The 13,836-nt window shown below is 66.3% G+C and carries 13 protein-coding genes and 1 tRNA gene; 6 read left to right on the forward strand and 8 right to left on the reverse strand.

The genetic code is table 11. From position 1 onward, the window contains the following. Nucleotides 1-80: 80 nt before the first annotated feature. On the forward strand, nucleotides 81-1,985 hold the full coding sequence (locus tag ACE3QC_RS11315) for a M1 family metallopeptidase (protein ID WP_374408287.1): 1,905 nt from the start codon (nucleotides 81-83) through the stop codon (nucleotides 1,983-1,985). Between the two features lie 234 nt (nucleotides 1,986-2,219). Here the strand turns inward: ACE3QC_RS11315 and ACE3QC_RS11320 are convergent, their stop codons facing one another. From ACE3QC_RS11320 to ACE3QC_RS11340, 5 genes are all read right to left on the reverse strand, one after another. Then, complete coding sequence (locus tag ACE3QC_RS11320) at nucleotides 2,220-2,351, reverse strand: DUF2474 domain-containing protein (protein ID WP_374408289.1); 132 nt, start codon at nucleotides 2,349-2,351, stop codon at nucleotides 2,220-2,222. Beyond that, nucleotides 2,351-3,352 carry a cytochrome d ubiquinol oxidase subunit II gene (gene cydB, locus ACE3QC_RS11325; RefSeq protein WP_374408290.1) on the reverse strand — a complete coding sequence of 334 codons (1,002 nt, stop codon included), beginning with the start codon at nucleotides 3,350-3,352 and terminating at the stop codon, nucleotides 2,351-2,353. Before cydB ends, ACE3QC_RS11320 begins: the two co-directional genes overlap by 1 nt. Next, on the reverse strand, nucleotides 3,352-4,797 hold the full coding sequence (locus tag ACE3QC_RS11330; RefSeq protein ID WP_374408292.1) for a cytochrome ubiquinol oxidase subunit I: 1,446 nt from the start codon (nucleotides 4,795-4,797) through the stop codon (nucleotides 3,352-3,354). The genes cydB and ACE3QC_RS11330 overlap by 1 nt, the downstream gene beginning before the upstream one ends. Nucleotides 4,798-4,896: 99 nt before the next feature. Next, on the reverse strand, nucleotides 4,897-5,289 hold the full coding sequence (locus tag ACE3QC_RS11335; protein WP_374408294.1) for a type II toxin-antitoxin system death-on-curing family toxin: 393 nt from the start codon (nucleotides 5,287-5,289) through the stop codon (nucleotides 4,897-4,899). Nucleotides 5,290-5,297: 8 nt separating this feature from the next. After that, entirely contained in the window at nucleotides 5,298-5,525 is a 228-nt protein-coding gene (locus ACE3QC_RS11340) for an AbrB/MazE/SpoVT family DNA-binding domain-containing protein (protein WP_374408295.1), read from the reverse strand. Between the two features lie 98 nt (nucleotides 5,526-5,623). Between ACE3QC_RS11340 and ACE3QC_RS11345 the strand changes: the two genes are divergently transcribed. Next, nucleotides 5,624-7,714, forward strand: a complete 2,091-nt coding sequence (locus ACE3QC_RS11345) for a bifunctional (p)ppGpp synthetase/guanosine-3',5'-bis(diphosphate) 3'-pyrophosphohydrolase (protein ID WP_374408297.1) — start codon at nucleotides 5,624-5,626, stop codon at nucleotides 7,712-7,714. Then, on the forward strand, nucleotides 7,714-8,082 hold the full coding sequence (locus tag ACE3QC_RS11350) for a VOC family protein (protein ID WP_374408299.1): 369 nt from the start codon (nucleotides 7,714-7,716) through the stop codon (nucleotides 8,080-8,082). The genes ACE3QC_RS11345 and ACE3QC_RS11350 overlap by 1 nt, the downstream gene beginning before the upstream one ends. Here the strand turns inward: ACE3QC_RS11350 and ACE3QC_RS11355 are convergent. Both ACE3QC_RS11355 and ACE3QC_RS11360 read right to left on the reverse strand, forming a co-directional pair. Next, nucleotides 7,991-8,623 carry a GNAT family N-acetyltransferase gene (locus ACE3QC_RS11355; RefSeq protein WP_374408301.1) on the reverse strand — a complete coding sequence of 211 codons (633 nt, stop codon included), beginning with the start codon at nucleotides 8,621-8,623 and terminating at the stop codon, nucleotides 7,991-7,993. The genes ACE3QC_RS11350 and ACE3QC_RS11355 overlap by 92 nt on opposite strands. Next, the gene (locus ACE3QC_RS11360; RefSeq protein ID WP_374408303.1) at nucleotides 8,620-9,600 is read right to left on the reverse strand and encodes a peptidylprolyl isomerase; all 981 of its coding nucleotides are present in this window, start codon (nucleotides 9,598-9,600) and stop codon (nucleotides 8,620-8,622) included. The genes ACE3QC_RS11355 and ACE3QC_RS11360 overlap by 4 nt, the downstream gene beginning before the upstream one ends. Nucleotides 9,601-9,854: 254 nt before the next feature. Between ACE3QC_RS11360 and ACE3QC_RS11365 the strand changes: the two genes are divergently transcribed. After that, nucleotides 9,855-9,945: transfer RNA gene (locus ACE3QC_RS11365), tRNA-Ser, on the forward strand. 70 nt (nucleotides 9,946-10,015) lie between these two features. On the opposite strand, the gene ACE3QC_RS11370 is transcribed toward ACE3QC_RS11365, so the two are convergent. Then, the gene (locus ACE3QC_RS11370) at nucleotides 10,016-11,491 is read right to left on the reverse strand and encodes a carboxylesterase/lipase family protein (RefSeq protein WP_374408305.1); all 1,476 of its coding nucleotides are present in this window, start codon (nucleotides 11,489-11,491) and stop codon (nucleotides 10,016-10,018) included. On the opposite strand from ACE3QC_RS11370, the gene ACE3QC_RS11375 reads away from it, so the two are divergent. Next, nucleotides 11,490-12,521, forward strand: a complete 1,032-nt coding sequence (locus ACE3QC_RS11375; RefSeq protein ID WP_374408307.1) for a DUF5672 family protein — start codon at nucleotides 11,490-11,492, stop codon at nucleotides 12,519-12,521. The two genes, ACE3QC_RS11370 and ACE3QC_RS11375, sit on opposite strands and share 2 nt — an antisense overlap. 149 nt (nucleotides 12,522-12,670) lie before the next feature. Next, the gene (locus ACE3QC_RS11380) at nucleotides 12,671-13,834 is read left to right on the forward strand and encodes a capsule biosynthesis protein (RefSeq protein WP_374408309.1); all 1,164 of its coding nucleotides are present in this window, start codon (nucleotides 12,671-12,673) and stop codon (nucleotides 13,832-13,834) included. Nucleotides 13,835-13,836 lie beyond the last annotated feature (2 nt).

Genomic DNA, 13,836 nt, shown 5'->3' on the forward strand with positions numbered 1-13,836 from the left:
TATACGAAAACCTTTCGTGCCCCGGCACTTCCGCCGGTCACCGCCGTTTGGAGGGGCACATGCCAACGGGGAGAATTTCCATGCGTCCTGTCGCCGCCGCACTTTCGCTGCTGCTCGCCACCACCGCCTGCACCACGATGGGCACGCAGCCGCCCGCAGCCTCGGGCGAGCGGATGGTCGCGCCGATCCTGACGACGCCCGATGCGCTCGACACCTCCACCTTCGCGCAGCCGCAGGTGGCGCGGGTGACGCATGTCGATCTCGACCTCGCGCTCGATTTCGAGCGCAAGAGCGTGGGCGGCATGGCGACGCTCGATATTCTCGCGCGCGACGACGCCTCGCAGATCGTGCTCGACAGTGACGGGTTGCAGGTCAGCCGGGTGGTCGACGCGCGCGGCAACGAGCTCGATTTCGATATCGGCGAGACGGTGGAGGGCAAGGGCGCCCCGCTGACGGTGACGATCGGCAACGCGCGCAAGATCACCATCTACTACACCGCCAACCCGCAAGCCGACGCGCTGCAATGGCTGAGCCCGGAGCAGACCGCGGGCGGCCAATATCCGTACCTGTTCAGCCAGGGGCAGGCGATCCTCAACCGCAGCTGGATCCCGACGCAGGACAGCCCCGGCATCCGCCAGACGTGGGAAGCGCGGATCACCGCGCCCGAACCGCTCGACGTGGTGATGTCGGGCGTGCGGCAGGGCGAGCCGGAAGATCTCGGCAACGGGCGGCGTGCGTTCACGTTCGTCATGGATAAGCCGGTGCCACCCTATCTGATTGCGATCGCCGCGGGCGACATCGATTTCCGCGCCATCGGCCGGCGCACCGGCGTGTGGGCCGAGCCGGCGATCCTCAATCGCGCGCACTGGGAGGTCGCCGATACCGAGGACATGGTGGAAGAGGCGGAGACGCTCTACGGGCCCTATCGCTGGGGCCGCTACGACATGATCGTGCTGCCGCCCGCCTTCCCTTACGGCGGGATGGAAAACCCGGTCATGACCTTCCTCACGCCGACCTTCATCGCGGGCGACCGCAGCCTCACCGGCCTGGTCGCGCACGAACTGGCGCACTCGTGGTCGGGCAACCTCGTGACCAACGCCGTCTGGGCCGACAGCTGGCTGAACGAAGGCGTCACCAGCTATTTCGAGAACCGCATCATCGAGGAAATCTACGGCGAGAAGCGCGCCGAGCAGGAAGCCGCGCTCAGCTTCGCTGCGATCGAGGATACGCTGGCCGAAGTAGGCGCCGATGCGCCGGGCACCGCGCTGCACCAGCCCGACGGCACCGAGGGCGCGGGCAGCGCGATCGTCTACGACAAAGGCGCGGCCTTCCTGCGCACGCTGGAGCACGAGGTCGGGCGCGAGCGGCTCGACGCCTGGCTGCGCCAGTGGTTCGACAACCACGCGTTCGAGCCTGCGACCTCGAACATGATCTACGAGGACATGCGCGCCAACCTCGCGCGCGACGAGGCCGAGGCGCAGCGCCTGCGCCTGCGCGAATGGATCTTCGCGCCGGGCCTGCCCGCCAATGTCGCCCGGCCTGATCCGGCGGCGTTCGCCACGGTCGATGCCGCCTCGCGCGGCTATGCGGGTTCGGGCGCGGTTCCGTCCGCCGCCGACTGGCGCAAGTGGAGTTCCGCGGAGCGCCAGCGCTTCCTGCAGAACCTGCCGCGCGAGCGCACATCCGAGCAGCTCGCCGCGCTCGACCGCCAACTCGCGTTGTCGAGCACGGGCAACAACGAGGAACTGTTCCTGTGGCTCGATCTGGCGCTGGCCAATCGCTATCAGCCCGCAGTGCCGCAGGCCGAGACGTTCCTCGCCGAAGTCGGCCGCGCGAAGTTCGTCCGCCCGCTGTTCGCCACTCTGATGGGCGAAGGCGACTGGGGCCAGCCGATCGCCAAGCGCATCTACGCCGAGACGCGCCCCGGCTATCACGCGGTTACGCGCGCCGGGGTCGATCGGGTGGTCGGCTGGGAGGGGGGCTGAAACCGCGAACGTCGCGTCAGTGGTGGGGTAGCGGATTTTTGGTTCACGCGGAGACGCGGAGACGCAGAGGAATAGCGCCAAGCGCCGCAGGCATTCTCAAGCCGGCGCAGTTCGTCTGCTACCACCCTTAATGGTGGAGTGCGGCTGCGCCGCTGGCACTCGATCTCCGCGCCTCTGCGTCTCCGCGTGAACCAGAAAAAATCCCGCCGCCGAACAACGCTGCCCACTAACAGGTCAGGCGATCCACAACCTGAGCAGCCAGGCCACCACGCCGAGCACGGTCACGCTGGCGAGCCAGATCGCGGCCATCCACGCGAGCCGGCGCCACAGCGGCGTGCTCTCGGCCGCCCGCCCCGGCTCGGCCATCAATGGTAACCTTCGTGCCCCACCTTCCCGCGAAAGACCCAGTAGGTCCACGCGGTGTAGGCGAGGATCAGCGGCATGGTGAGCGCCACGCCGATCAGCATGAACGACTGGCTGCGTTCGGGCGCGGCGGCGTCCCAGATGGTGATCTCGTCGGGCACGATGAAGGGGAACATCGACACGCCGAGCCCCGCCATGCCGAGCAGGAACAGCCCGAGGCTGAGCCAGAACGGCGCGGCTTCCCATTTTCGCGCCAGCCCGAGGAACAGCAGCACCGCGATGATCGCGGTCAGCAGCGGCACGTTGGCTGCGAACAGCACGCTGGGCATCGAGAACCAGCGGTCGAAATACTGCGCTTCGAGGAACGGCGTATAGAGGCTGACCGCGCCGAGCAGCAGCAGCGTGGCGATCGCGGCGGGCACGGCCATGCGCCGCGCATGGGCCTGCGCCGGCCCTTCCAGCTTCCACACCAGCCACGTGCTGCCGAGCAGCGCATAGCCCGCGACGGTGCCGAGCCCGGTGAGCAGGGTGTAGGGCGTCAGCCAGTTCCACCAGCTGCCGTCGTAGGCGCGCCCGTCCACCTCGATGCCTTGCAGCAGCGCGCCAAGCACCATGCCCTGCGTCATCGCGGCGACGATCGAGCCGCCGCTGAACGCCAGGTCCCAGAACGCGCGGTGCGCCGGATCGCGCCAGCGGAATTCGAACGCGACCCCGCGGAACACGAGGCCGAGCAGCATCGCGATGATGAGCGGATAGGTCGCGGGCAGCACGATCGCGTAGGCGAGCGGGAAGGCGGCGAACAGCCCGCCGCCGCCGAGCACGAGCCATGTCTCGTTCCCGTCCCACACGGGCGCGACCGAGTTCATCGCGCTGTCGCGCTCCGCGCCGACGGCGAAGCTGGGGAACAGCACCCCGATGCCGAGGTCGAACCCGTCCATCACGACGTAGGCGAAGACGGCGAAAGCGATGATGAAGGCCCAGATCACCGGAAGGTCGATTTCCATCACTCGGCCTCCTCGCGATTGCGCGGCAGCGCGTCCGGGTCTCCGGGGTTCTGCGTCGGGCCCGGGGTGATTCCGGCGGTGCGGATCGGACCGGGCTCGCCCGTCTTGACCCCGCGCTCGCCGCGATGGGGGGACTTGCTCATCAGTTTGAGGATGTACCAGGCGCCCGCGCCGAAGACTGCGAAATAGACGATGACGAACGCCACCAGCGAGGTCGCCACGGCAGGCGCGGCGAGCGGGCTGGCGCTGTCCACCGTACGCAACAGGCCGTAGACCGTCCATGGCTGACGCCCGACTTCGGTGGTGATCCACCCGGCGAGCACGGCGACGAAGCCCGACGGCGCCATCACCAGCGCGGCGCGGTGCAGCCAGCGCCATTCGAACAGCTTGCCGCGAAAGCGCGCGAGCAGGCTCCATAGACCGAGCAGGACCATCAGCGTGCCGATCCCGACCATTATGCGGAACGACCAGAAGACGATGCCCACCGGCGGGCGGTCTTCCTCCGCGATCGTGTCCAGCCCCGCGAGCGGCGCGTTCGGATCGTGCTTGAGGATCAGCGAGGAGGCCTTGGGGATCTCGACCGCGTAGTCGACCCGCTGTTCCGCGCTGTTGGGGATGCCGAACAGGATCAGCGGCGCGCCGTCGGGATGGCTCTGGTAGTGTCCCTCCATCGCCATGACCTTGGCCGGCTGGTGCTCCAGCGTGTTGAGCCCGTGCAGGTCGCCCACCACGACCTGGATCGGCGCGACGATCGCGGCCATCCACATCGCCATCGAGAACATCGTGCGCGCGTGCTTGTTCGTGCTGTCCTTCAGCAGGTGCCACGCGCCCACGCCGCCGACCGCGAAGGCCGTGGTGAGGTAGGCGGCGGTCAGCGTGTGTGCGAGGCGGAAGGGAAAGCTGGGATTGAACACGATGTCCCACCAGCTTTCGCCCGGCAGGAACTGGCCGTTCGCGCCCATTTCGAACCCGGTGGGCGTGTGCATCCACGAATTGACGCTCAGGATCCAGAACGCGGAAATGAACGTGCCGACCGCGACCATGCAGGTTGCGGCGAAATGCAGCTTGCGCCCGACCTTCTCCATCCCGAACAGCATCACGCCGAGGAAGCCGGCCTCGAGGAAGAACGCGGTCAGCACCTCGTAGGCCATCAGCGGCCCGATGACCGGCCCGGCCTTGTCGGAGAACACCGCCCAGTTGGTCCCGAACTGGTAGGACATGACGATGCCCGAGACGACGCCCATCGCGAAGGCGACGGCGAAGATCTTGATCCAGTACTTGAACAGGTCGAGGTAGCGCTGCTTGCCCGTCTTCAGCCACAGCGCCTCGAGCACCGCGAGATAGCTGGCCAGCCCGATCGAGAAGGCGGGAAAGATGAAATGGAAGCTGACGGTGAACGCGAACTGGATTCGCGCGAGGAGAATGGCGTCGAGGTCCTGCAACATCGCGGGCGCGAGCCCTAGCGCAGATGCGCGCCCGCGTGAATTGGAATTAGGGGCACAGGTGTTGCGGTAGATGCAACGATATCGGTGCTGCCGGGCCGTTCAGGTGATGTGCTGACGAAACCAGTCGGCGAGTTCGTTCTCGCCCAATTCGCCTGCTGCCAAAGCGAGAACGGTGGTTATCGCATTGCTGGGGGCAAATGCGACTTTCGCGCCGTTCAATTGAAGAAACAGTCGCGCGATGACCCAGGCCGTGCGCTTGTTGCCATCTGCAAACAGATGATTGCGCGCGATGCCGAAAGCGTAAGCGGCTGCGAGCGCGCACAGATCATCCTCGCCGTAGGACCAGCGATTGATTGGGCGAGCGAGCGCCGATTCCAACGCACCGCCATCGCGCAGGCCGCTCCCTCCGCCATGCTCGGCGAGTTGCCGATCGTGCACGGCAAGTGCGATGTCGTTCCCCAGCCAAATCGGCTCGGTTCGATCTCCCGCCATCGGATTACCTACTTTGCAAGAACCCGCAGGATATCACGATCTTCGCGCATGATGGCCTCGGCTGCCTCCATCTTGGCGGCGAAATCCGGGTCGACCGAGCTGAGCCGAACGCCATCGGGCGCTTCAGACAGAAACAGCGCATCGCCCACGCCCGCGCGCAGGCGTGCCAGAACCTCCTTCGGCAGGATGATTCCGGCGGAGTTGCCGATGCGGGTGATTTTGAGCGTGGCGTTCATGCGAGTGTTATAACGTTCGTTATACCATCATGCAATCGCTTTCGCCGTGCACGAAAACACTTGCGGCGGGCCCGGCAATCCTCACATCGTCGCCAGCGATGTTGCGGCAATACGAACTTGTGGAGCGGGTCAAGGATTACGACCCGGACGCCGACGAGGCGCTGCTGAATCGCGCCTATGTCTATACCGTGCACAAGCATGGTACGCAGAAGCGCGCCTCGGGCGATCCCTATTTCAGCCATCCGGTCGAGGTGGCCGGGCTGATGACCGATCTCCAGCTCGATCAGGAGACGATCATCACCGCGCTGCTCCACGACACGGTCGAGGATACGCTGGCGACGATCGAGGACGTCGAGGAGCATTTCGGGGCCGACGTGGCGCGACTGGTCGACGGAGTGACCAAGCTTTCCAAGATCGAGGCGATGCCCGAAAACGAGCGTGCGGCGGAAAACCTGCGCAAGTTCCTGCTCGCGATGAGCGAGGATATCCGCGTGCTGCTCGTCAAGCTGGGCGACCGGCTGCACAACATGCGTACGCTGCATTTCATCAAGAGCCCCGAAAAGCGCCGCCGCATCGCGCGCGAGACGATGGACATCTACGCCCCGCTGGCCGAACGGGTGGGAATGTACGAATACATGCGCGAGATGCAGCTGCTCGCGTTCGAACAGCTCGAGCCCGAAGCGTACAAGACGATCACCGGCCGGCTGGAGCAGATCCGGCGGCAGGGCGGCGGGCAGGTCGATGCGATCGCGCTCGCGATCAAGCAGTCGCTCGCCGAAGCGGGTCTCAAGGTCGAAGTGACGGGGCGCGAGAAACACCCCTATTCGATCTGGAAGAAGATGGCCGAGCGCCACATGCCGTTCGAGCAGGTGAGCGATATCATGGCCTTCCGCGTGATCTGCGAAAGCGAGGCCGACTGTTACGCCGCGATGGGCCTGCTGCACACGACCTGGCAGTTCATCCCGGGCAAGTTCAAGGATTACATCTCCACTCCCAAGACCAACGGCTACCGCTCGCTCCACACCTCGCTGATCTACGAGAATTCGATGCGGGTGGAGGTGCAGATTCGCACGCGCGAGATGCATCGCACCAACGAATACGGGCTGGCCGCGCACTGGGCTTACAAACAGGGCGACCGGCCCGACGGGCAGGTCGGCTGGCTGCGCGACCTGATCGAGATCGTCGACGCCAGCCACGACGCCGAGGAACTGCTCGAGCACACGCGCATGGCGATCTACCAGGATCGCATCTTCGCCTTCACGCCGAAGGGCGCGCTGTTCCAGTTGCCGATCGGCGCGACCCCGGTGGACTTCGCCTTCGCCGTCCACACCGATCTGGGCGCGCAGACCGTGGGCGCGAAGATCAACGGGCGCCACATGCCGCTGCGCACACGGCTGGAAAACGGCGACGTGGTGGAGATCATCAAGGGCAAGAGCGCCGAACCGCAACTGTCGTGGCTCGGCTTCGTCGTCACCGGCAAGGCGCGGGCCGCGGTGCGCCGCGCGGTGCGGCTGAAGGAACGTGCCGAAGTGGCCGAGATCGGCCGCAAGCTGTTCGACGAGATCGCCGCGCGCGTGCCCGCCAAGATCGGCAAGAAGGCGATCCGCGACGCGGTCGGCCGGCTCGAACTGGAAGACGAGGAAGACCTGATGTACGCGATCGGCACGGCCAAGCTGGCCGATCGCGAGGTGATGGAGGCTCTCGTCCCCGGCTGCACGGCGGAGATGGCGAGCGAAGCTGAATGGGCGCGGCGCGATCACGCGATCTCGATCCGCGGTCTGACCCCGGGCGTCGGCTTCCAACTTGCGACCTGTTGCCACCCGGTGCCGGGCGACCGGATCGTCGGCCTGCGCAAGCCGGGCGAGGGCGTCGAGGTGCACGCCATCGACTGCTTCGAGCTTGCAAGCGGGATCGACGCTGACTGGCTCGACCTGTCGTGGGGGCAGCGCTCGCAGGGCGCGGTCGGGCGGCTGCGCGTGATCCTCTACGACCGGCCGGGCACGCTCGCCGAGATGGCGGCGATCTTCGCGCAGAACCACGCCAACGTCGTCGCGCTCGACCAGACCCAGCGCGACAATCCGTTCCAGACCTACGAACTCGATCTCGAGGTGCAGGATCTGGCGCACCTCACCCGCATCCTCAGCGCCTTGCGCGCGAGCGATGCGGTCGCCCAGGCCGAGCGAATCTGATGGGAGCCGTTATCGGCCTCGATCACGTGCAACTGGCGATGCCGGAGGGCGGGGAAGATGCCGCGCGCGCGTTCTACCGCGATGCGCTGGGCCTCGCCGAAGTGCCCAAGCCGTCGCATCTCGCGGCGCGCGGAGGGTGCTGGTTCGAGGGCGGCGGGGCGCATATCCACCTCGGCGTGGAGCGGGATTTCCGCCCGGCGCGCAAGGCGCATCCCGCGCTGCTGGTCGACGATCTGGGTGCGCTCGTCGCGCAGCTGGAGGAGGCGGATGTCGTGTTCACAGAAGGCAAGCCGCTTGACGGCTACGCGCGTGGCGACGTGGCCGATCCGTTCGGCAACCGCATCGAGCTGATGGAGCGGTTGCGCTAGGGTCGGGCTCTGCGGCGAGCCGTGCCGCGTCCGGCCAGTGGCACCGCAGGCGCATTTCGCCGCGGGCAATGTCCCAGTCCGACACCACCTGCTCGACGATCCGGGCGCCGAGCGCTTCGTAGAATCCGCGCGCCGGCGAGTTCTTCTCGAACACCCACAGCCATAGCCCGGCGTCAGCATCGCGCGCCGCGATCCGGCGCGCGGCTTCGCGCAGCAGGGCCGTGCCCACACCGCGCCCCCGAACGGCGGCGGCCGAGTGCAGATTGTCGACGAACCCGCCCCAGACGGGGTGCTCGCGGTGATAGAGGCAGACGAAACCGGCCAGCGCGTCGCCTTCGTCTTCGGCCAGCACGACCTCTTGCGTGGCGGGCGGATCGCTCAGCCGCTTCGACCACACCGCCAGCCGGTCGGCATCGATCGGCCCGGCGAGATAGGCGGGATCGAGCACGTTCGCATAGGCGCCGCGCCAGTTCGCGGCGTGGAGCGCGGCGATCGCCGGGGCATCGCCAGGCGCGGCCTCGCGCAGGCGGATGCCGGTCATCCGCCCGCTTCGTCCGCCCGCCGCACCGGCACCGTGATATTGCAGATGTCGGCGCCGCCCGCGGGCACGATGAAGAACGGATCGCGCCGGTTCGCGCGCGCCTCGGCATAGCGGGCGAAGCTGTCGCTTGCCGTAGAGAGGTATTCGAACCGTGGCTGTTCGGCTGCGGGCAGGTCGGCGGCGACCCGGACCGAACCGATCGGCGTGCGCTTGCCCGCTTCCTCGGCGGTGTAGAAGCCGAGATCGCCCGAACCACGCGGCAGGCTGGAGAGGTGCTCGATCCCCTCGATCACCCGACCCACGACCGCGATGTTGCGGTCGAGATGGCGCGGCGCGTGGCCGATTACCGTGTAGAGTTCCGCGCCCGAGCCGGTGTCGGGCGACATGCCGCGGCCCACGCCGACCGTGCCGTAGCAATGGACCGGCCAATTGCGTTCGGTATCAGGCGTGCCGACGCCGGCGACGGGAAATCCTTCATGAAAACTGGTCCAGCGATGGATATCGTTGGGTGGCCAGAACAGTGGGTCGAGCGCGCGTGGGCGGTCGATGGATCGCGGGTAGACGTAGGCCGCTTCGTCCATCGTCCGCAAACCTCCGGGCAGCGGCTTGGCTTCGCCGGTCGCTTCGGGATTGTCGTAGTTCGGATCGCCCCATTGGGCGACGTAGTTATCCTGCACGCGATTTACGCTGATCCCGTCGTACCACCCGGCGCGGGCGAGCGTGCGGATGTTCTCGACCCACCCTTGGGAAAACGGCGCGGGCATGAGCTGGATCACCACCGTGCGCTCGATGCCGTCGGGCGCGGGGGCCAGCATCATCACCAGCAGGTCCTCGGGCGCGATCGCGGTCCAGTCCGTGGCGGGCGCGGCGGCGGCGATCTCGCCGGGGCTGGGCGGCGCGGGCGCATCGTCCTGCGCGGTTGCGGGAAGGGCGAGTGCGAGCGCGGCGGCGCCGGCTGCCAGGGCGAAGGTCCTCATACTGGCGAACCTGCCACCGCAAGCACGCAAGCAAAAGCCCCTTTCCACGCGTTTTCGGGGGCGGAAAGGGGCTCTGAAGGCAGCGTTCGCAGGGAATGCCGATCCGCGCAGCACTGCCACCAGGGCAACGGTTACCATGATTCCGAACGGCTGTGGACTCTCCGAACGCATCGCGGCGCAGCGCACGCACCGTCCGGCGCTTGCGCCCCGCGCGATCCGCAGCTAGGTGCGCGCCTCTGCCCGATCAGGCATGCGGAGCGGTGGCCGAGTGGTCGAAGGCGCACGCCTGGAAAGTGTGTATACGGTAACCCCGTATCGTGGGTTCGAATCCCACCCGCTCCGCCAGTTTTCGAATTCCTGTGAGACGTTGCGAGCGGCGGGGTTTATGCGGTCGTGTGCGAGCCGCGCGATCGTCTCAGTCCGCGGCAGGCGCGGCCCATTGCGCGATCGCCTTCTCCATCGCTGCGGCTTTCGCTTTTTCCTGCACGGAGCCGAGATGCTCGGCGCGGGTTTCCGCGCCGATGTGGAGATAGACGGTCGGCGGGGTGCCGACCGCCGGCCAGCGCGGGGCGCCGGCGCCATTGGGATCGCCGGTCGTGGCGAAGCGGACCCAGTAATCGCCCATCAGATCGGATACGGAACGGTCCTGCGCATCCCAATCGTGCTCGGCGGCCTTGGTGTCGAACAGGTATTCCAACTCGCCGCCATGCTCGGTGCCGGGCAACGTGCCGCGGCCATCGACATGGACCTGATCGAAGTAATAGGCGTAAGCGCGATTGCCCGCCTTGGCATGCTGGTCGGCGAGCGCGAGCGAAGGCAGGACGAACCCGAGATCCTCGGCGAGATCCACGGTGGCGTCATCGGGGCTCTTCCCGGTCAGCTCGACGTAGCCATCGCGCAGCGCATCGAACCGGTCGCCGAGCACGCCGCGCGCCGCCGCCTCGTCCATCCCCCCGAGCGTCGCTTCGTTCGAATTCGAGCCGATGATCAGCGGGACGGGGGCCTGCTTGCCCTGGTAGAAGGCCTCGCCGGGGCTGCGCACCACCACCTTGCCGTCGATGAACGGGAAAGCCCGTCCCTTGATGACCTCTTCGACCGGAATCGCGCGCAGTTGCGCCGCGGTGGCATTTTCCAGGCCAAGCTGATCGGTCCACATCTTGCCCAGCAGTTCGGCGTTGACCGGCCCGCCGCGTATCGGCGCCAGCACGCTGCTGCCCGAGCCCGAATGGGAAGCGGCCTTGTGGAACAGACCGCTCGCGAGGGGCGTGCCCATCAGCAACTGGACCATCCCGGCGCCCGCCGATTCGCCGACGATCGTGACGTTGTCGGGATCGCCCGCGAACTGCGCGATGTTGCGCTTCACCCATTGCAGCGAGGCGATGGCGTCCATCATCGCATAGTTGCCGAGCAGACCGTCGGGGTCTTCGGCGGTGAGCGCGGGGTGCGCGAAGAAGCCGAGGCGGCCGAGCCGGTAGTTAACCGTCACCACCACCGCACCGCGCGCGGCCAGCGCAGTACCGTCGTAGAGCGGGACGCCCGCGGCGCCGAAGGTGAAGCCGCCTCCGTGAAGAAACACGATGACCGGATATTTGCCGGAGCGAGCGGGGCGCCAGACGTTGAGGAACAGGCAATCCTCGCTCTGCGCCCCCACTTGGGCCCACGCTTCCTCGCGCAGCGGCTGGGGGCAGGCGTTGCCGAAGGCCGTGGCGTCGCGGACGTCGTCCCACGGCGTCGGCGGTTGCGGCGCCTTCCAGCGCAGCGGGCCGACCGGCGGTGCTGCATAGGGCACGCCGTGGAAGGCCTGCACGTCGCCTTCGGCGGTGCCGGAAATCGCACCCGTGTCAATCCTGGCGGTCGGCTCCGCCGTTTGAGCCGCCGCCGATGCCGCCATGGCAAGCAAACCCGATATCGCAATGGCGAGCATCGTGCGCGTGCGTTTCATTTTTCTCTCCTGCTTCCTCGCCTTCTTTGGCCGACGAAGAAGGCGTTGTCAGAAGTCTGCGTCGGCCGGCCCATTGTTTCAACCAGATATCTCGTCTGCCGCGCGATGTTCGGGATGCCGGACATTGCCAGCCAGGACCGACCGGCCTAAGCGCGGCGCGATGTCCGAAGACGGCTTTTCGCTTTCTCCGCCGCGCGAACGTCTGTCGCTGCCGAACGTGACGCTTTGTGCTGTCAGTTCATCGAATGTGGCAGCCACGATCGAAGCGATGGAAGCCAGCCTGGCGCAGGCTTCTTTCGGTGAGGCTATCCTGTTCACCGATGCCGACACCCGTGCCATCCGCGCCGTCATGCATCCCGATCTTCGCGTCGTGCGGATCGACAGGATCGGTTCGTCCGCAGCCTATTCGCAATTCGTGCTCACCCAAATGGTCGATCACGTCCGCACCAGCCACTGCCTGATCGTGCAGTGGGACGGCCATGTGATCGACGGCGGGCGATGGCAGCAGGAATTTCTCGATTACGACTACATCGGCGCGCGGTGGCCCCAGTTCGACGATGGACGCGATGTGGGAAACGGCGGTTTCTCGCTCCGCAGCCGCCGGTTGATGGAAGCCTGCCGTGCCCCCGAATTCGCGCCGCATCATCCCGAAGACCTCGCGATCTGCCGCACCAACAGGGGCTTGCTGGAAGGCATGGGCCTACGTTTCGCCCCGGCCGCGCTGGCCGACCGGTTCTCCGCAGAACGCGCCGGCGATCCCGCGACGAGCTTCGGATATCATGGCGTGTTCCTGATGCCCCGCGTCCTCGGTGCAGACCGGTTCTGGCGCATCTATCGCACGCTCGACGAACGCTCGAGCCTGTGGCGCGATTTTTCCGATATCGTCAAAGCCCTGCGAAGCGGCCCAAGTCCGGCCTTGCGTTCGCTGCGGATGGCCGCAAATCGTGTCATCGATTTCGCATTCAGCCACACCCGATGACAATGGGTGAATGCGAGCCAAACGAAAATCCTTTGGGCTTTGCCAGCCAATGGCGCTAGACGCGGGCGGCAAGGTTGGGCGCATGCGAGCAGCGCACGGAATTCACCAGCCTTTTTGCCTCCGGGACTGACAGGTCTAGAAGACTGATTATGCAATATGAATCCACACTCTCGCGATTGGCCGAGCGAACCGACAGGCTGGCGCGGGTGAAGGACTGGCTCGGGCGCTGGCGTTGGTTCGCACTGTTCGTTATCCTGCCATCGCTGTTGGCGACGGTCTATTACGGGCTGATCGCGTCGGACGTTTACGTGTCCGAATCTCGCTTCGTCATCAAGGCGCCGGACTCGCGTTCGCAGTCGCCTTCCGCGCTGAGCAGCCTGATCCAGAGCACCGGTCTCGGCAGCGGAGCGCAGCAGAACAACGAGATTCTCGGTTACATCCGCTCGCGAGATGGATTGCGCGACCTATCCCGCCGGGTCGATGTGGCTGCGGCTTATTCGGTGCCGGAAGCGGATATCTTCAGCCAATATCCTCAACCTTTCGAAGCCAGAACATTTGAAAATCTTTACCAGTATTACGGTGATCGGGTCGCCGCCGAACCCGATGCTCAGACGGGATTGACCGTCCTTACGGTCGAGGCGTTCCGGCCAGAGGATGCGCAGGCGCTGAACGCAGGTCTGCTCGCTTTGAGCGAACAACTCGTCAACCGGTTGAACGAGCGGATCAATTCCGAGGCCATTACCGATGCGGAAGAGCGCGTTAAGGTGGCGCAGGATCGCGTGCGAGATGCGCGCATCCAGTTGAGCGACTATCGCAACAGGTTCGAGATTCTCGACCCACAGCAGCAGGGAATGGGCGTCCTCAGCGTTTCCAATGAGTTAATTTCGCAAGAAGCTGCGTTGCGGGCGAAACTCGTGGAAGTCGAGCGTACAGCGCCGAACCACCCGTCGCTTCCCGCATTGCGTGAACGGGCTAGCGCGTTGGCGCGGCAGGTGGCCGAACAGACCGGGCGCGCCGTCGGCACGCCCAGCGGTTTGGCCTCGCGGATGAGCGGATACGAAGGCTTGCTCGCCGAACAGGAGTTCGCCTCCCAGATGCTGATGGCAGCGAATGCCACGCTGGAACAGGCTCGCAACGAAGCACTACAGCAGCAATATTACCTTGCGCGCGTGGTCGAACCCAACCGTCCCGACGATGCCATTCTGCCTGCGCGCCTGACGAATATCCTCGCGGTCGTGTTCGTCTGCCTTTGTCTGTACCTGGTCGGCTGGATGCTGGTCGTCGGCATACTCGAGCACGCGCCGGACGACTGAGC

Source organism: Pelagerythrobacter sp. (assembly GCF_041912895.1).
GTDB lineage: Bacteria > Pseudomonadota > Alphaproteobacteria > Sphingomonadales > Sphingomonadaceae > Pelagerythrobacter.